The following is a 16,338-nucleotide window of genomic DNA, read 5'->3' on the forward strand; positions in this document are numbered from 1 at the left end:
CGAGGCTGCACGCATGGTCGGAACGCAACGGGGACGCGTCGCGCAGTGGATCGCGCGGTACCTGCCGCTGGAGGTGCTCGGCACCGTCACGGCGATCGCGGGCGCGTGGGCCGCGTACGAGAGCTCCGGGTCGCTCGTCACGGCCGCGGTGGTCGGCACGGTCGCCGAGGGGGTCGGGTACTACGCACTCGTCGTGGTCCGGGGCATCCGCGGGCACCTGCGCTCGTCGCGCGTGCGCCGCCATCGGAGCGCGCCGCGCCGCGCGTTCGTCGCGGTCGTGCTCGCACTGCGCGGCCTGGTCGCGGAGTTCGGCCCGGCCGAGGGGTTCGACACGTTCCTGGTGCGACCCGCGCTCCTCCTCGCCGCGACGACGGCGCTCGGCCCGAACCCGAGCGGATGGCTCGTCGGCAAGCTCGCCGCCGACGCCGTGTTCTACATGATCGCGATCGTGTCGTTCGAACTCGCCCGACGGCTGATCCTGCCGGACGGCGGGGCGGATGCCACGGGCGCGCCGGGCCCGGACGCGACGACCGCCGACACCGGTCGACTCGCAACCCCGACGCCCCGCACGACCCGACCGGCGCCGTCGGCGCCACGCCTGGACGGAGTCCTCCGATGACGCTCCTGTACCGATCGTCGACCGAGCCGGAAGGGCTCGCGTCGAGCCGGTCCGATGCTCCCGCCGCGTCGAGCGATCTGCGCGCGCGACGGCCACGGACGGCTCGGCGGCGGTCGGGCACCGCGACCGGGCCGATCCCCGAGCGGCCGCCGCACCGCGAGCTCGTCCGCCGCGAACTCGCCGCGTACGCGCAACGCATCCGGCTCGCCGCGCTCGTGCGCGAGCACGGGTCGCCGCTGTTCCTGCTCGACGTCGACCGGGTGGCGACGCAGTTGCTCGCGCTCCGGCGCGAGCTGCCGAACGCCGCGATCCACTTCGCGACGAAGTCCCTCCCCCATCCGGCGGTGATCCGGGCCGTCCACGGCTTCGGTGCCTCCTTCGAGGTCGCCTCTCGCGGCGAGCTCGACCTGCTGGAGCGCGAGGGCGTCCCGATCGGGCGGTGCCTGCACACGCACCCGGTGAAGTCGGTGGCCGACATCACGGGCGCGTACCTGCGCGGCATCCGCACCTTCGTCGTCGACAGCCCCTCGGAGGTCGCGAAGTTCGCGGGGCTGCCGACACCCGACGTGGGCGTGCTCATCCGGCTGTCGTTCCCGAACCCGGAGGCGAAGTCCGACCTGTCGTCGAAGTTCGGCATCCTCCCGGAGGACGCGCCCGCGCTCGTCGAACGCTGCCTGCGGTCCCGGCTCACGGTGCGCGGGTTCACGTTCCACGTCGGAAGCCAGACCGCGTCCGCCGTGCCGTGGGTGCGGGCGATCGGGACGACGCTGCGGCTCATGCGCTCGCTCGAGTCGCGGCACGGCATCCGGTTCGAGGTGCTCGACCTGGGTGGCGGGTTCCCCGTCGCCTACGACGAACCGGTGCCCTCGCTCGCGGAGCTCGCCCGCGGCATCCGCCCCGCCCTCGCGGACGTGCCCGCGCACGTGCGCGTGGTGATCGAACCGGGCCGCGTCGTCGCCGCGCCCGCGATGACGCTCGTCACCCGCGTGATCGGAACCAACGACCGTGCCGACGGCCGATGGCATCACCTCGACGAGGGCCTGTACGGCGCCTACTCGAACATCCCGGCGGAGGACGTGCACGCGCTCGTCTTCGCCGCGGCCGAGCTGGGCGTGCAGCCGGTCGGCGACGACGCGGCCGAGCGGGCCGCGCGACGGGTGCTCACCCGGACGCGGGTGCCGGTGACGCTCGCGGGACCGACCTGCGACAGCGTCGACGTCGTCGCGCGCCACCTGCCGCTGCCGCCCCTCGCCGACGGCGACCTGCTCGTCTCGCCGATGATGGGCGCGTACACGTGGGCGACCGCGACGGGCTTCAACGGCATCGCGCGCACGCCGATCGTCGAGGTGCGACCCGGCTGACGCTGGGGCGCACGGCGAGGGCGGATGCCTCGGGCCCACGCCCGAGCCATCCGCCCGCCGCACCGCTAGACGAGCGAGTCGCGCCAGGCCGCGTGCAGCGCCGCGAACCGCCCGGTGCCGCCGATGAGGTCGGCGGGCGCGCCGTCCTCCACGATGCGGCCGTGCTCCATGACGAGCACGCGGTCGGCGATCGCGACCGTCGACAGGCGGTGCGCGATGATGACCGCGGTGCGGTCGGCGAGCAGCGTCTGCAGGCCCTGCTGCACGAGCCGCTCGCTCGGGATGTCGAGCGAGCTCGTCGCCTCGTCGAGGATCAGCACCGCGGGGTCGGCGAGGAACGCGCGCGCGAACGAGATCAGCTGGCGCTGACCCGCCGAGACGCGCCCGCCGCGCTTGTTCACGTCGGTGTCGTAGCCGTTCGGCAGTCCCTCGATGAACTCGTGCGCGCCGACCGCCTTCGCTGCCGCGACGATCTCGTCGAAGCTCGCCTCCGGCTTGCCGAGCGCGATGTTGTCGGCGACCGACCCGGAGAACAGGTACGCCTCCTGGGTGACCATGACGATCGCGCGGCGCAGGTCCTTCGGGTGCATGCGTCGGAGGTCCACGCCGTCGAGTTCGACGACCCCGTCGGTCGGGTCGTAGAAGCGCGAGATCAGCTTCGCGAGCGTCGACTTGCCCGCGCCTGTCGAGCCGACGAGCGCGACCGTCTGCCCCGCCGGCACGTCGAGGTCGAAGCGGGGCAGTACGACGCGGTCGGGCGTGTACGCGAATTCGACCGACTCGAACCGCACCCGGCCGTCGGCCTTCCAGAGGTCGACCGGCTCGGCCGGGTCGGGCACGCTCGGCTGCTCCTCGAGGACCCCCGAGATCTTCTCGAGCGCCGACGCGGCCGACTGGTACGAGTTGTAGAACATCGCCAGCTCCTCCATCGGGTCGAAGAAGCGCTTCGTGTAGAGCACCGCTGCGAGCAGCACGCCCACCTCGAGCGCCCCGTCGGCCACGCGGAACCCGCCGATGAGCAGCACGCCCGCGACCGCGACGTAGCCCATGAAGTTGAGTGCCGGGTTGTACACGGCGAACAGCCCGAGCGCGCGGGCGTTCACGTCGCGGTAGTCCTCGGTGAGGTCGCCGAAGACCCGCTCGTTGCGCCGCTCCGAGCGGAACGCCTGCACCGCGCGGATGCCCGTCATGGTTTCGACGAACTGCACGATGAGCTTCGCGCTCGCGACGCGCGAGCGCCGGAACAGCCGCTGCGAGCGCACCTGGAACCACCGCGTGAGGAGGGCGAGCGGAAGCAGGGTCGCGAGGAGGACCAGCCCCGAGAGCCAGTCCAGCCACACGAGCGCGATCGCCGTGAAGAGCATGTAGAGCAGGCCCCGCACGAGCTGGTTGATGCCCTCGTCCATGAGTTCTCGGATGGCGTCGAGGTCGCTCGTCTGCCGCGAGATGATCCGGCCCGACGTGTACGACTCGTGGAACTCCAGCGACAGTTTCTGGGTGTGCAGGAACACGCGCGTGCGCAGGTCGATGAGTACGGCCTGGCTGATGCGCGCGGCCATGCGGATGTACCAGGCGATGAGGAACGCCCCGACGGCGCCCGTCACGAGGTACGCCAGCCCCGCGAGGCCGACGGGCAGCCAGTCCTGCCGCATGAGCGCCGGAAGGCCCTGGTCGATGCCGTACGCGATGATCGCGGGGCCGGCGACCTGGGCGGCGGTGGAGACCACGATGACGGCCATCGTCACCCAGAGCTGCGCGCGCAGCGGCTGGAGCAGGGACCCGAGCAGGCGCAGGCTGCGACGGCGGAGCGAGCGCGACTCCGCCTTCGAGTACTCGTCGCGCTCCTCGCCCTGCACGCCGGTCACGGTGCTCATCGGATCGCCTCCTTCGGTGCGGTGGGTTCGGCGAGGTCCTCGCCGTCGATGAGGTCGGATGCCTCCGCCTGGGCGCGGCGCTCCTCGTCCTCCAGGCTCGAGATCACGAACCGGTAGTGCTCCGACTCGCGCAGGAGCTCGGAGTGGGTTCCGACCGCCGTGATCCGCCCGTGCTCGAGCAGGGCGACCCGGTCGGCGAGCATCACGGTCGACGGACGGTGCGCGACGATCAGCGCGGTCGTCGAGGCGAGCACGGTGCGCAGTTCGGCCTCGACGCGCGCCTCGGTCGCCACGTCGAGCGCCGACAGCGGGTCGTCGAGCACCAGCACGGCCGGCTTCGCCGCGACCGCGCGCGCGAGCGCGAGCCGCTGACGCTGCCCGCCCGAGAGGCTCATGCCCTCCTCGCCGACCGTGGTGTCGACGCCGTCGGGCAGGTCGTACGCGAACCCGGCCTGCGCGATGCGCAGGGCCTCGTCGAGCACGCGCTGCGCCTCGGCCGCGACCGCCGGGTCGGACGCCGCGTCGCCCGTGAGCTCGGGCCGGCCGAGCAGCACGTTCTCGCGCACGGAGGCGGAGAACAGCGTGGCGTCCTCGAACGCCATCGCGATGTGGCGGCGCAGCTCCTCGCGGCGGAACGCGCGCACGTCGACGCCGTCGAGCGTCACCGAGCCGCTCGTGACGTCGTAGAGACGTGTGGTGAGGGCCGTCATCGTCGTCTTGCCGCACCCCGTGAGGCCGACGAGCGCCATGGTCTCGCCCGGCCGCAGCACCAGGTCGACGCCGTCGAGCAGGTCGCCGAAGCGATCGGGCGAGTCCTGGTAGCGGAAATGGACGTCGGTGAAGGCGAGTTCGCCGCGGGGCGAGCCGAGCTCGACCGGCCGCTCCGGATCGCGGACCGCGTTCTCGCTGTCCATGATGTCGAAGTAGCGGTCCGTGGCGGTCCGCGCATCGAGCGAGAACGCGAGCAGGAACCCGATCGACTCGATGGGCCAGGCGAGCACGGCGGCGGTCGCGAAGAAGGCCACGAGCTGCCCGACCGACAGTTGGCCCTGCGCGGCGAGCTGGACGCCCAGCACGAGGCAGATCGCGATCGCAACGGTCGGCACGATCAGGATCCACACCCAGATGTTCGCGTCGAGCCGCGCCTTCTCGATCTCGGTCGACCGGAGCTGCTCGGCCTGCGCGCGGAACGAGCTCAGCGCGTGCTTGCCCCGGCCGAACGCCTTGAGCACGCGGATGCCGTGCACCGACTCCTCGACCGCGGTGGCGAGGTCGCCCGACTGGTCCTGGCTGCGGCGCGACACCTCGGAGTAGCGCCCCTCGAACCGGTAGCCGACGATCCAGAGCGGGATCGAGCAGACGAGGAAGACGAGTCCCAGCATCCAGCTCATCGAGATCAGCACGACCGCGCCGACGACGATGACGATGAGGTTCCCGACGAGCAGCACGAGGCCGAACGCGAGCCACCGGCGGATGAGGCCGAGGTCGCTCACGGCTCGGGAGAGCAGCTGGCCGCTCGGCCAGCGGTCGTGGAAGCTCACGGGCAGGTCCTGCAGCTTGGCGTACAGGGCGTCGCGCATGCGCGCCTCGACCCTCGTGGTCGGGCCGATCACGAGCCAGCGGCGGAGCGCGAACATCGCCGCCTCGGCGGCACCCAGCGCGAGCACGAGCAGCGAGAGCGGCACGATCGCCTCGCTGTCGCCGTCCGCGAGCGGACCGTCGACGATCGCCTCGAGCACCTGCGGGATGGAGAGGGCGATGAGCTGGGCCACGAGGTAGGCGGCCGTGCTCAGCACGATCGCGGTCATGGCGGGGCCGACGTACTCGCGCAGCCGCATGAGTGCGCGCACCGTGCCGGTGCGCTCGGCGTGGGGTGGATGGAGGGTGGGTCGGGTGGCGGTCACGCCGGGTTCCTTCCGGGAAGCGCGACGGGTCGCGCGGATGCGGACTCGTCGAAGGGAGACGCGGATGCCGCGCACGTGATCGTGCGCGGACGAGAGCGGCGAGGCGGCGGGCCCCGCGGGAAACGGCCGGCGTGCCGCCGGCTGGACGGTGTCGGGCGCTAGCCCCGAGAGACCGTGGCGGTGGAGGCGAGCGCCGGGACGAACGCACCGAACGCCGCGACGGTGCGGGCGGGAATGCCGGTGTACTTCATGTCGTCCTCCTGCGTCGTGGTCACGAGCCCATCGCCCGCCGGATGGTTCCCCGAGCGGACAGCCGTTCAGAGTATGCCCGAGCCCGGGGGTGACGCAAGACCCGAGTTCCGGAGTACGCTGTCCCGATCCCGACACGCGCCGGATCCGGCCGCCCTCTCGTCCCCCGCGCGTGCGACCCGACGATGAGGAGGTCGCGTGTCCCCGGCACGCCTGCTGTTGGCCCGTTCGCGCGCGCGCCTCGGGGTGCTCGCCGGGTCCGCCGCCGTGTCGCTGCTGCTCACCGCGTTCCTCGCCACGGTCGTCGGCGTCCTCGCCGCCGCACCCGTCGCGGGAGCGCGCGCGGCGGTCGCCGCCGCCGACGGCGCGGACGGCGCCGTGACGTGGCGCATGCCGCTCGCATCGGACGCTGCGGCGGCGGGCGCGCAGGCGGAGGCGACGGCGGCGGTGCTCGAGCGATTCGTCGCGGCCCACGGTGCCCGGGTGCACCGATCGGTCGCGAGCGATGCGGTCGCGGTACTGGGGGCGTCCGCCGACGTCCGGCCGGATCCGGCTGCCGGCGTGGTGCTGCTCGCGGACGACGACCTCGCCGGACGCGCTGACCTGGTCGAGGGCGACTGGCCCGACGATGCCGACGCGCGCGCGGCCGCCGACGAGGTCGGCGCGGTGCCGGGTGCGATGCACGCCGGGGCGACGGATGCCACGGGGCTCGCGCCGGGCTCCGTGCTCGACCTCGACGGCGTCCGGGTGCTCGTCGTGGGGACCTGGCTGCCGTCGGAGGTCCGGGATCCGTCGTGGGCGGGCGACCCGCTCGTCGCGACCGGCGTCGTCGACGGCGCGATCGGACCGCTGCTCGTCGACGAGTCCGCACTGGCGGACGTCGGCGCGGCCGTCGCCGTGCGCTGGACCGCGACGGTCGATCCGGCGGGCGCGGACCCCGACCGACTCGCGGCACTGCACGCCTCCATCCCGCTCGCCCTGCCGGCCCTGCAGCACGACGACGCCGTGGGCACGGACGGCATCGTCGTCTCCGGCGGCCTCCGCGAGACCCTCGACCGGGTGCTCGCGGGTCTCGGCGCGGCACGCGCCCTGGCACCGCTGCCGGTGCTCCTGCTCGGCGCCGCCGGCCTCGTCGCACTGCTCCGCACGGCCGCGCTCCTCGTGACGGAACGCCGCCGCGAGACGACACTCCTGCTCGCGCGTGGCGCCTCGCCGTCGTCGATCGCGCGCTCCGCGGCCGCGGAGGCGCTCGTCATCGCGGCGCCCACCGTGCTCGCCGGAGCGCTCGCGGCATCCGTCGCCCTCGCCGGGCTGGCCCCTGGCGGCACCTCCGCTGCGGCGCTCCCGTGGGCCGTGGGAGCGGGAGTGGCGGTCGCGGTCGTGACCGTGCTCGCCGGCACCGCCTGGCGCGATGCTCGACGCCCGGTCGTCCGCGGCTCGGGCGACGTGACCGGCCGCGCGGGGCGTGCGATCGCCGCGGGCGGCGTGGTCCTGCTCGTCACGCTCGCCGCGGTGGCGCTCTGGCAGTTCCGGTTGTACGGATCGCCGATCGTGCGGTCCGCCTCGGGCGGCTCGAGCATCGACCCCCTCGCGTCGCTCGCGCCCGTGCTGGCGCTGCTCGCCCTCGCGGTCGGCTCGCTCGTCCTCGTCGGCGCGGTGCTCCGGCTCGTCGAGCGGTGGGCCGGCGCGCGCCCCGGGCTCGTTCCCGCCCTGCCGGCGCGGCAGCTCGCTCGACGCGCGCCCGCGTACGCCTCCGCGATCCTCGTGCTCGCCTTCGCCGCCGGCGGCCTCGCGCTCGGGGCCGCCGTCGACGGGTCGTGGCGCACGTACGATGCGGCCGCCTCGGCCGCAGCGATCGGTGGGGAGGCGCGCATCGAGCTCGCCGGTCGCGACATCGTCGACGGCGGCATCGCCGGTACCGACGGACTCGGTGCGCTGCCTCCCGACACGATCGCCGTCCCCGTGCACCGCGGGGAGGCGCGAGTGGGCTCCGACCCCGTCGGCGTCGTCGCCCTGCCCGTCTCCCGCCTCGCCGACGCAGCCCCGGGCTCCGGGACGCCGCTCGACGTCTCCGCGCGCGACGCGCTCGCCTCGACGGCCCGGGGCCCCTCGATCGACGCGGGTGCGGTCCTGGCGCTCGAGGTGGCGGTGCGCGTCGCCGACGCATCCGGCGTCTCGACGGCGACGGACGACGCAGCGAACCCGCCCCGCGCGGCGCTCGCGTTCTGGCTCCTCGACGCCGACGGCGCCGCTCGACGCATCCCGGCGGGCGAGGTCCGGTCCGGCGCCGAGGCTCGCGTGGAGGCGATCGCGCCCGACCTCGCCGGAATGACGCTGCTCGGAGTCGAGGCTCGGATGGCCGGCGGGGGCGGGGCGCTCGAGGTCGACGTCCGAGGTGCCGACGCGGCATCCGCCTCGGGACTCGACGGGACCCTCGCCGTCTCGAGCCGGTCCCCGGCCGACCGTCTCGTCGCCGCCGGCGCCTCCGACGATGTCCTCCCCGTCGTGATCGACTCCGGCCTCGCCGCGCTCGTCGCGGCCGAGCCGGGGGACCCGATCGAGTTCCGGCTCGACGCCGGCGGCGCCACCGTGCGCGCGGAGGTCGTCGACGTCGTCGCGGTCGTGCCCGCCGTCGGACCGGGCCTCCTGGCCGATCTCGGCGCGCTCTCCTCGTTCGCGTTCGCCTCGGGCGCGGGCGTGCCGGAGTTCGGCGACGTCTGGCTCGCGGGACCGGACGCCGACGCCACGGCCGATGCGATCGTCGACGCCGCAGGGCTGGCGGCCGACGTCGACGCGCGCGCCGATGCATCCGCCGTCGCCATCGTCGCCCCGGGCGTCACCGCCCTCTGGATCGGCGCGGTCGGCGCGGCGGGGCTCGCGGTCGTCGCCCTCGCAGGACTCGTGGCCGCGCTGGCGAACGCCCGCGCCGGCGAGCTCGCGGTGCTCCGCGCGCTCGGTGCCACCGCACGACTCCAGTCCGCGGCGCGGCGCGCCGAGCTCGTCGGACTGGTCGTCACGGCGACGGTCATCGGCGTCGGCATCGGCCTCGCGGTGGCCGCACTCACCGCGCCCGACCTCGGTCGCGCGCTCGCACCGGGCGCCCCCGCAGGCCTCGTCGCCTCGCTCGTCACGTCGTGGCCGCCGCTCGCGGCGGCCCTCGTGCTGCTCGTGGCCGGGTGCCTCGCGATCGCGGCCGCCGCGGCGGCCGCCGTCGGCGTGCGGGCGCGCACCGCGGTGCCCGGGACGGAGGAGCGATGACGCGACGGCACTCGCGCACCTCGACCGCCGGCCTGGTGCTCCGGCAGCTGGCCGCTGCGCCGCTGCCGTCGATCGCGCTCGCCCTCCTCGTCTGCGGTGCCGCGTTCCTCGCCGTCGCCGCGCCGCGTGCGGTCGCCGACGTCCATACCGCGGCGCTCGAGGCGCGGCTCGCCGACCACCCGGCCTCCGAGATCGACCTGGTGTCGACCACACCCCTGGGGCCCGACGTCGGGCCGTCGAACGCCGGAACCGACCTGCCCGACGACGTGGAGCCGGTCTGGGGCGGGCACGAGGAGCGCCTGAACGCGGTCCGCGCGTCGCTCCCCCAGCCGCTGCGGTCGACCACCGGCGAGCCGATGACCGTCGCGGTCTCCGGACCGGTCGTGGCCCGCGTCGACGGCGCCGGACCGGGGTCGCCACGCTACCGGATCCAGCCCGGCTTCGACCCGCGCATGCGGGAGCACCTCGTCCTCGTCGACGGCGCGTGGCCCGCCCCGCTTCCCGGCCCCATCCAGACCCCGCGCGCCGAGGCGATCGAGGTGGCCCTCGCAGTTCCCGTGGCCGAATCGATGGCGTGGGCGGTCGGCGAGGTGCGCTCGATCGACTACACGGGCGTCGAGGTGACGGTGCGCCTCGCCGGCACCGTCGCGGCCGCGGACCCAGACGCCGGCTTCTGGACGCACCTCCCCACGGCGTTGCGCGCCTCGGTGGTCGACAACGGGCTCTCGCCGCCCGAGTACACGGCCGTGGCGTGGATCGACCCCGCCTCGTGGCCCGACTTCGCGCCGTTCGCGCTCGCACTCGAGATGCGCTCGTGGATCCCGACGGATGCCGAGGACGTCCGCGCCTCGGACGCCCCCGAGCTGGCCGCGCAGCTCGGGGAGTTCTCGAGCACGTCGCAGGTGCTCGGGTCCGGACGCTGGATCGAGGTCGACATGCCCGACGCACCGCCCGGCACGTTCGTGCCCTACCTCACCGTCTCCACGGTGGGCACGGTCGGATTCACGACGGGCCTGCGCGACATCCTGGTCGACTCGGTCGCGGCGGCCGCCGCCGTCGACGCCGTGCTCGCGATGATCGCGTCGGGACCGATCGGCGTCGCGATCGCGGTGCTCGTGCTCGGCGCGCGCGTCGTGTTCGAACGCCGCCGCACGGGGCTCGAACTCGCCGCAGCGCGCGGTGCATCTCCGCTCCGGCTGCGGGGCGTGCTGCTCGCCGAGGGGCTGGCGATCGGCATCCCCTCGGCCGCGCTGGGCGCGGTGATCGCCGTGGCCGTCACGCCCGGTGCCCCGGGCGCCGCCGGCTGGTGGATCGCCGCGGTCTTCGCGCTCACCCCGCCGGCACTGCTCGTCGCCCGGGCACCGGAGCTCAGTCCGCTGCGGCGGGCCCGCGCCGACCTCGGAACGGCTCGGCCCGGACGGGCACGCGTCGTCGTCGAGGCCCTCGTCGTGCTCGTCGCGGCCGTCTCGTGCGTCCTGCTCATCCAGCGCGGCGCGTCGGGCGCCGACGACCTCGGCGTCGACCCGCTGCTCGCCGCGGCGCCGCTGCTGCTCGCACTCGCGGCGTGCGTGCTCGTGCTCCGCATCTACCCGCTGCCGCTCGGCGCGCTCGTGCGACGGCTGGCGCGGGGTCGCGGCCTCGTCCCGTTCCTCGGGTCCGCCCGGGCGCTCCGCGACCCGAGCGCGGGGCTCGTGCCCGTGCTCGCGGTCGTCGTGGGCGTGTCCGTCGCCGTGACCTCGACCGTCGTGCTCTCGACGCTCGAGCGCGGAATCGAGACGGCGAGCGAGCGACGCGTCGGGGCGGATGCGGCGGTCGCGGGCGTCCCGCTGACGCGCGCGCAGCTCGACGAGATGGCGGCGGTCGACGGCGTCGCGGCGATCGCACCGATCTACTCGACGACGCCCGCGCAACTCGACGTCGACGGCCGCACCCGCTCGACGACCATCATCGTCCTCGACCGCGAGGAGGTCGAGCGCGTCCAGGCCGGACGTCCCGACGCCCTCGACCTGCCCGACGAGCTCTCCGACGCCGTCGAACCGGTGCCGGTGCTCGTCTCCCCGACCGTGGCGACCGCCATCGGCGCGGCGGAGGAGGTCGACCTCGAGGGTCGTGCGCTCGACGTCGTCGGCGCCCCGTCGGCGGAGAGCCCCTTCACGTCGCGCGACGCCTGGATCATCGTCGATCGCGCGAACGCCGACCCGTTCGCGGCGACGTTCGTGCCGCGAGAGGTGCTCGTCCGGATGACGCCGGACGCCGACCCCACGGACGTCGTCGACGCGCTCGTCGCGATCGCGGGCGACGGCGCCGAGGGCACCACGGCCGCTGCACTCGCCGACCGGCTGCGCGCACAGCCCGACTCGGACGGACTCCGCGCGGGCCTCATCGCCGCGATCGCCGCAGCGACGCTGCTCACCGCGCTCGCGCTCGCGCTCACCCTGCTCGTCGGGCAGCCCGCGCGCGAGCGGCTGCTCCCGCTGCTCGCGACCCTCGGGCTCGGCCGCCGCGGCGAACGCGCGATCGTGGCGTGGGAGATCGGACCGGTGACCGCGGTCGCGATCGTCGCCGGCGTCGCGCTCGGCGCACTCGTACCCGTCATCGTGCTGCAGGGCGTCGACCTCCGCGGCTTCACCGGCGGCGCGGCCGCACCCGCCGTGACCTTCGACTGGGTCCTCGTGGGCGCCGTGCTCGCCGCATCCGTCATCGTCTCGGCCGCCGCGGCGGCCGTCGCCGCACACGTGGGCGGGCGCGTCGGCGCCGCGCGCGCGATGCGCAAGGAGGAGGAGGGCTGAGCATGACGCAGGCCGCCGTGGAACCGCATATCCTGTGCACCGACCTGGTGCGCATCTTCAGCGCCGACGGCGTCGAGGTGCAGGCGCTGCAGGGGCTCAACCTGCGCATCGACCCGGGCGAACTCGTCGCGCTGATCGGCGCGTCGGGCTCCGGCAAGTCGACGCTGCTCACGATCCTCTCCGCGCTCGACACCGCCACCGCCGGTGTCGCACGCGTCGCCGGGCACGATCTGCTCGCGATGCGCGACCGCGAGCGCGTCGACTACCGCCGCGACACGGTCGGTTTCGTCTGGCAGCAGACCTCGCGCAACCTGCTGCCCTACCTGACGGCGGCCGAGAACGTGGCCCTCGCGATGAGCGTCGCCCGCAGGTTCCGGGGGCCGGCGCGCACGGCACGCATCGGCGAACTGCTCGACCTCGTCGGCGTGCCCGATGTCGCCCACCGGCGGCCCGCCGAGCTCTCGGGCGGCGAGCAGCAGCGCGTGGCCATCGCCGTCGCGCTTGCGAACCGCCCCGAGGTGCTGCTGGCCGACGAACCCACGGGCGAGCTCGACGAGGCGACGTCGGCCTCGGTGCTCGAGGCGATGCGCGAGGTGAACGAGGAACTCGGCGTGACCATGCTCATCGTCACGCACGACCCCTCGGTCTCCGAGCATGTCCGACGGACCGTGCAGATCCGCGACGGCCGCACGTCGACCGAGGTGCTCCGCTCGACGCACGTCGACGAGCACGGCACCGAGCACGCGATCGCCGAGGAGTTCGCGGTACTCGACCGCGTGGGCCGCCTGCAACTCCCCCACGACTTCGTGACCGACCTCGAGTTGCGCGACCGTGTGCGCCTCGCGCTCGAACCCGACCATGTCGGGGTGTGGCCCGGTCACGCCGGCGCTGCGCGCCGCGATCGGGCGACGGATGCCGCGGCCACAGGGCCGGACGAGGAGGAGTCATGATGAGCATGCTGCGCGCCGAGGCCCTCCGTCGCGTCTACGAGACCCGCGGCGGCACGGTCGTCGCCGTGGACGACGTCTCGCTCGAGGTCGGCGCCGGCGAACTCGTCGTCGTCACGGGGCGATCCGGCGCCGGCAAGACGACCCTCCTGAACCTGCTCGGCGGACTCGATCGGCCGACCTCGGGCAGGGTCGTGCTCGGCGACGACGACCTGGGGTTGCTCGGCGAGGACGCCCTCGCAGCGATGCGCCGCGACCACGTGGGCTACGTGTTCCAGTCGTTCGGGCTCATCCCCGTGCTCTCCGCCGCGGAGAACGTCGAGGTGCCGCTCCGGTTGCAGCGGCTCGGCGCCGCCGAGCGGGAGGCGCGCGTCGCGCACGCGCTCGAGCTCGTCGGACTGTCTGCGCACGCCGCGCAGCGCCCCTACGAACTCTCGGGCGGACAGCAGCAGCGCGTCGGCATCGCTCGCGCACTCGCCGCCAGGCCGAGCCTGCTGCTCGCCGACGAGCCGACCGGTCAGCTCGACAGCGGAACCGCGGCGACCGTCATGGACCTGATCAGCGACCTCGTCCACGCCGAGGGCGTCGCCGCGGTCGTGACGACGCACGACCCCGCACTCGTCCGCCGGGCCGACCGGGTGGTCGAACTCCACGACGGCCGTGTCGTCACCGGCGCCGTCGTAGACCCCGAGCAGACGGTCCGCGGTCGGCTCAGCGCACGCGCACCGAGAGGCACGTGACGCAGCCCTCGAGCTTCTCGAACTCGCTGATGTCGACGGTGACCACCCGGTAGCCGAGGCCGGACAGGAGCGCGGCGGTCTCGGGCGCCGACGCCGACATGAGCAGTGTCTCGTCCGTCAGGACGACGACCGCGACCCCCTCGGGCTCGGGCACCGCGAGGAAGCGCGGGAACAGGGACGTGTGCTCGACGAGCGCCGGGTCGCCGATGATCGTGCCGTCGGGCAGCGCCGTCACGGCGCTCTTCAGGTGCAGCGCCTTCCCCATCGGTACGGCGACGACGGTGTAGCCGAGCGGTGCGAGGATGCCGCGGAGTTGGCGGATGCCCTCGGCGTTCGTGCGCGAGGACGCTCCGACGTACACGATCGAGCCGACCTTGAGGACATCGCCGCCGTCGAGGGTTCCGGGCGCTGCGATCCGGGCGATGGAGACGCCCGGCATGGCGCGGACGGCGCGCTCGACCGCCTCCAGTTCGCCGCGACGGGACTCGGCGCCGGGGCTCGCGAGCACGGCGAGGCCGCCGAAGAACACCACCGTGTCCTCGATGAAGACCGAGTCGGGCAGGTCGGGCGCGGCGTCGACCTCGACGGTCTCCCACCCCTCGGCGACGAGCGCCGCGCAGTAGTCGTCCCACTGCTCGTCGGCGAGCGCCTGGTCGACGGGACGGCGCTCGAGGTGGGTGAGTTCGCCCTCGTCGAGGTTCGAGGCGGGGATGCGCACGAGCGCGATTCGGCGCGCCGCTCGGCGCGGGCGGTGCGCGAGCACCCACGCGGCCACGCGCGGGGCGACGAACACCTCGGCGAGCACGGCCGCGACGATGAACAGGAGGTTCAGGCCGAGCAGGCTCGACAGCACGAGGGAGAACACCTGGGCGGAGACCTGCACCCCACTGGTGACCACGTTGGCGCTCGCGGCGAGGAGCGTCGCGAGCACGGCCGACGTGAGCCCGACGGGCAGCGCGAGGAACCAGGCGCGGAGCGCCCCGAGGGCGTTGCCGATGCAGAGCAGGCCCCACAGCACGACCGCGGCGAGCGCGAAGTAGGGCACGGACTGCGCGAGCACGGCGGGGTTCTGCTCGCGTGCGAGCAGGTTGGCGATGACACCGGCGCCGAAGGCGATGAGCACGACCGCCCCAGCGGACGCCATGGCCGCGACCGAGCGTCGGGCGACGCTCGCCTGCGCGGGATCGAGCGCGGGCACGGCCGGGGGCTGGGTCGCGGGAGGCGTCATGCGGATGAGCCTATCGGCCGGGCGGGAGGCGTCGCGCACGCACGGGGCACCCCCGCGCCCGGCATCGGGAGCCGGCCGTGGACGGCGGTGCGGGGCGACGATCGACCGTCGCCCCGCACCCCCGGTCTGGTCAGCGAGCCGCGTCGAGGCGGGCTGCCGCGAGCCGCTCCGCGGCCTCGAGGGTGGTGATGCCGGCGGCGTCGGCGTCCCGGTGCACGGCGGCGACGACGTCGCCGATGCCGGCGATGCGCCGGTCGAGCTCCTCCTGGCCGATGCCGGGCGCCGAGGCGAGGTCGAGGTAGACGACGCCACCGGCGTTCACGACGAAGTCGGGCGCCCACGCGATGCCGCGACCCCGGAGCATGCGGGCGACGTCGCGCTCGGCGAGCTGGTTGTTCGCCGCACCCACGACGGCCCGCACGCGGAGCTCCTGCACGACCTCGGGCGTGAGCACGCCGCCGAGCCCGCACGGGACGAACATGTCGGCCTCGACGCGGTGCGCGTCGGCAGGCGACACCCACTCGGCGCCGAGTTCCTCGGCGAGGGCCCGCTTGCCCTCGTGCACGTCGGCGACGGTGAGGCGTGCGCCGCCCGCGGCGAGGGCCCGGGCGAGTCGTCCGCCGACCTGGCCGAGCCCGGCGATGACGAAGTGGCGGCCCGAGACCTCGCGCGAGCCGAAGACGTGGTCGAGCGTCGCGAGGATGCCCGCGTGCACGCCGGCCGCGGTGGCATCCGCCGGTTCGCCCACGCCGCCCTCGTGGGCGGGCAGGCCGCAGACGTGCTCCGTGCGCGCGTGGACGACCGACATGAGCTCGGCGCTCGTGCCGACGTCTTCTGCGGTCATGTAGGCGCCGCCGAGCGACTCGACGGCGTCGCCGAGGTCGAGCATCGCGTCGTGGCGACGCGCCTCGTCGAGGGTTTCGCCGGCGGGGATGCAGACGACCGACTTCCCGCCGCCGCGGGCGAGGCCCGCTGCGGCGTTCTTCAGGGTCATGGCCTGCGAGAGGCGCAGTGCATCGGCGAGCGCGTCGGTCCAGTGCTCGTAGTGCCAGACGCGGGCACCGCCGAGCGCCTGGCCGAGTGCGGTGGAGTGCACCGCGACGATGATGGTGAGCCCGGAACGCGGACCGCGCGTGATGAGCACGCGTTCGTGGTCGGGGGCATCGACGGGCAGTGCGGCGTGGACCCCGGAGGGGGACGGCGCGGGGGCGTGGGTGATCGACATCGATCGGCTCCTTGACTTCATCGCCTTGTGGGCGCGGCTTCGCGGGCGCTTCGTGGGCGCCCTCACCTCAAGGGTACCGCCGGGGAGGCACCGTGCGGCGCCGCTCAGGACGGCGGATATACGATCGGGCGCGCCGTCCCGAGC

Annotated in this window: 10 protein-coding genes; 6 read left to right on the plus strand and 4 right to left on the minus strand. The window is 74.6% G+C overall.

Annotated features, from left to right (window positions below; genetic code table 11):
* Nucleotides 1-13 precede the first annotated feature (13 nt).
* Nucleotides 14-619, plus strand: coding sequence for a hypothetical protein (locus ACIQH8_RS05995; RefSeq protein WP_400996029.1), 606 nt, complete (start codon nucleotides 14-16; stop codon nucleotides 617-619).
* Nucleotides 616-1,980 carry a type III PLP-dependent enzyme gene (locus ACIQH8_RS06000; protein ID WP_400996031.1) on the plus strand — a complete coding sequence of 455 codons (1,365 nt, stop codon included), beginning with the start codon at nucleotides 616-618 and terminating at the stop codon, nucleotides 1,978-1,980. The genes ACIQH8_RS05995 and ACIQH8_RS06000 overlap by 4 nt, the downstream gene beginning before the upstream one ends.
* A 65-nt stretch (nucleotides 1,981-2,045) precedes the next feature.
* On the opposite strand, the gene ACIQH8_RS06005 is transcribed toward ACIQH8_RS06000, so the two are convergent.
* Both ACIQH8_RS06005 and ACIQH8_RS06010 read right to left on the minus strand, forming a co-directional pair.
* Nucleotides 2,046-3,854, minus strand: coding sequence for an ABC transporter ATP-binding protein (locus tag ACIQH8_RS06005; protein ID WP_400996034.1), 1,809 nt, complete (start codon nucleotides 3,852-3,854; stop codon nucleotides 2,046-2,048).
* Nucleotides 3,851-5,692, minus strand: coding sequence for an ABC transporter ATP-binding protein (locus ACIQH8_RS06010; protein WP_400997853.1), 1,842 nt, complete (start codon nucleotides 5,690-5,692; stop codon nucleotides 3,851-3,853). The genes ACIQH8_RS06005 and ACIQH8_RS06010 overlap by 4 nt, the downstream gene beginning before the upstream one ends.
* A gap of 513 nt (nucleotides 5,693-6,205) precedes the next feature.
* Here ACIQH8_RS06010 and ACIQH8_RS06015 point away from each other — a divergent pair.
* Genes ACIQH8_RS06015 through ACIQH8_RS06030 form a run of 4 tightly spaced genes read left to right on the plus strand, consistent with a single transcriptional unit; the run spans nucleotide 6,206 to nucleotide 13,741 of the window.
* The gene (locus tag ACIQH8_RS06015) at nucleotides 6,206-9,265 is read left to right on the plus strand and encodes a hypothetical protein (protein ID WP_400996036.1); all 3,060 of its coding nucleotides are present in this window, start codon (nucleotides 6,206-6,208) and stop codon (nucleotides 9,263-9,265) included.
* Entirely contained in the window at nucleotides 9,262-12,054 is a 2,793-nt protein-coding gene (locus ACIQH8_RS06020; RefSeq protein WP_400996038.1) for a hypothetical protein, read from the plus strand. The genes ACIQH8_RS06015 and ACIQH8_RS06020 overlap by 4 nt, the downstream gene beginning before the upstream one ends.
* Nucleotides 12,055-12,056: 2 nt before the next feature.
* Nucleotides 12,057-13,004: an ABC transporter ATP-binding protein gene (locus tag ACIQH8_RS06025; RefSeq protein ID WP_400996041.1), complete on the plus strand. Its 948-nt coding sequence runs from the start codon at nucleotides 12,057-12,059 to the stop codon at nucleotides 13,002-13,004.
* 5 nt (nucleotides 13,005-13,009) lie between these two features.
* Nucleotides 13,010-13,741, plus strand: a complete 732-nt coding sequence (locus ACIQH8_RS06030) for an ABC transporter ATP-binding protein (protein ID WP_400997856.1) — start codon at nucleotides 13,010-13,012, stop codon at nucleotides 13,739-13,741.
* On the opposite strand, the gene ddaH is transcribed toward ACIQH8_RS06030, so the two are convergent.
* Both ddaH and ACIQH8_RS06040 read right to left on the minus strand, forming a co-directional pair.
* Nucleotides 13,713-14,969: a dimethylargininase gene (ddaH, locus tag ACIQH8_RS06035; protein WP_400996044.1), complete on the minus strand. Its 1,257-nt coding sequence runs from the start codon at nucleotides 14,967-14,969 to the stop codon at nucleotides 13,713-13,715. The two genes, ACIQH8_RS06030 and ddaH, sit on opposite strands and share 29 nt — an antisense overlap.
* Before the next feature lie 130 nt (nucleotides 14,970-15,099).
* The gene (locus ACIQH8_RS06040; protein WP_400996046.1) at nucleotides 15,100-16,194 is read right to left on the minus strand and encodes a Glu/Leu/Phe/Val dehydrogenase dimerization domain-containing protein; all 1,095 of its coding nucleotides are present in this window, start codon (nucleotides 16,192-16,194) and stop codon (nucleotides 15,100-15,102) included.
* Nucleotides 16,195-16,338 lie beyond the last annotated feature (144 nt).

The organism is Agromyces sp. GXQ0307 (assembly GCF_044769845.1).
GTDB lineage: Bacteria > Actinomycetota > Actinomycetes > Actinomycetales > Microbacteriaceae > Agromyces.

Coding starts and splice junctions, on each gene's coding strand:
- ACIQH8_RS05995 (WP_400996029.1), top strand. CDS start 14: ATGGTCGGAACGCAACGGGGACGCGTCGCGCAGTGGATCGCGCGGTAC.
- ACIQH8_RS06000 (WP_400996031.1), top strand. CDS start 616: ATGACGCTCCTGTACCGATCGTCGACCGAGCCGGAAGGGCTCGCGTCG.
- ACIQH8_RS06005 (WP_400996034.1), bottom strand. CDS start 3,854: ATGAGCACCGTGACCGGCGTGCAGGGCGAGGAGCGCGACGAGTACTCG.
- ACIQH8_RS06010 (WP_400997853.1), bottom strand. CDS start 5,692: ATGCGGCTGCGCGAGTACGTCGGCCCCGCCATGACCGCGATCGTGCTG.
- ACIQH8_RS06020 (WP_400996038.1), top strand. CDS start 9,262: ATGACGCGACGGCACTCGCGCACCTCGACCGCCGGCCTGGTGCTCCGG.
- ACIQH8_RS06025 (WP_400996041.1), top strand. CDS start 12,057: ATGACGCAGGCCGCCGTGGAACCGCATATCCTGTGCACCGACCTGGTG.
- ACIQH8_RS06030 (WP_400997856.1), top strand. CDS start 13,010: ATGCTGCGCGCCGAGGCCCTCCGTCGCGTCTACGAGACCCGCGGCGGC.
- ddaH (WP_400996044.1), bottom strand. CDS start 14,969: ATGACGCCTCCCGCGACCCAGCCCCCGGCCGTGCCCGCGCTCGATCCC.
- ACIQH8_RS06040 (WP_400996046.1), bottom strand. CDS start 16,194: ATGTCGATCACCCACGCCCCCGCGCCGTCCCCCTCCGGGGTCCACGCC.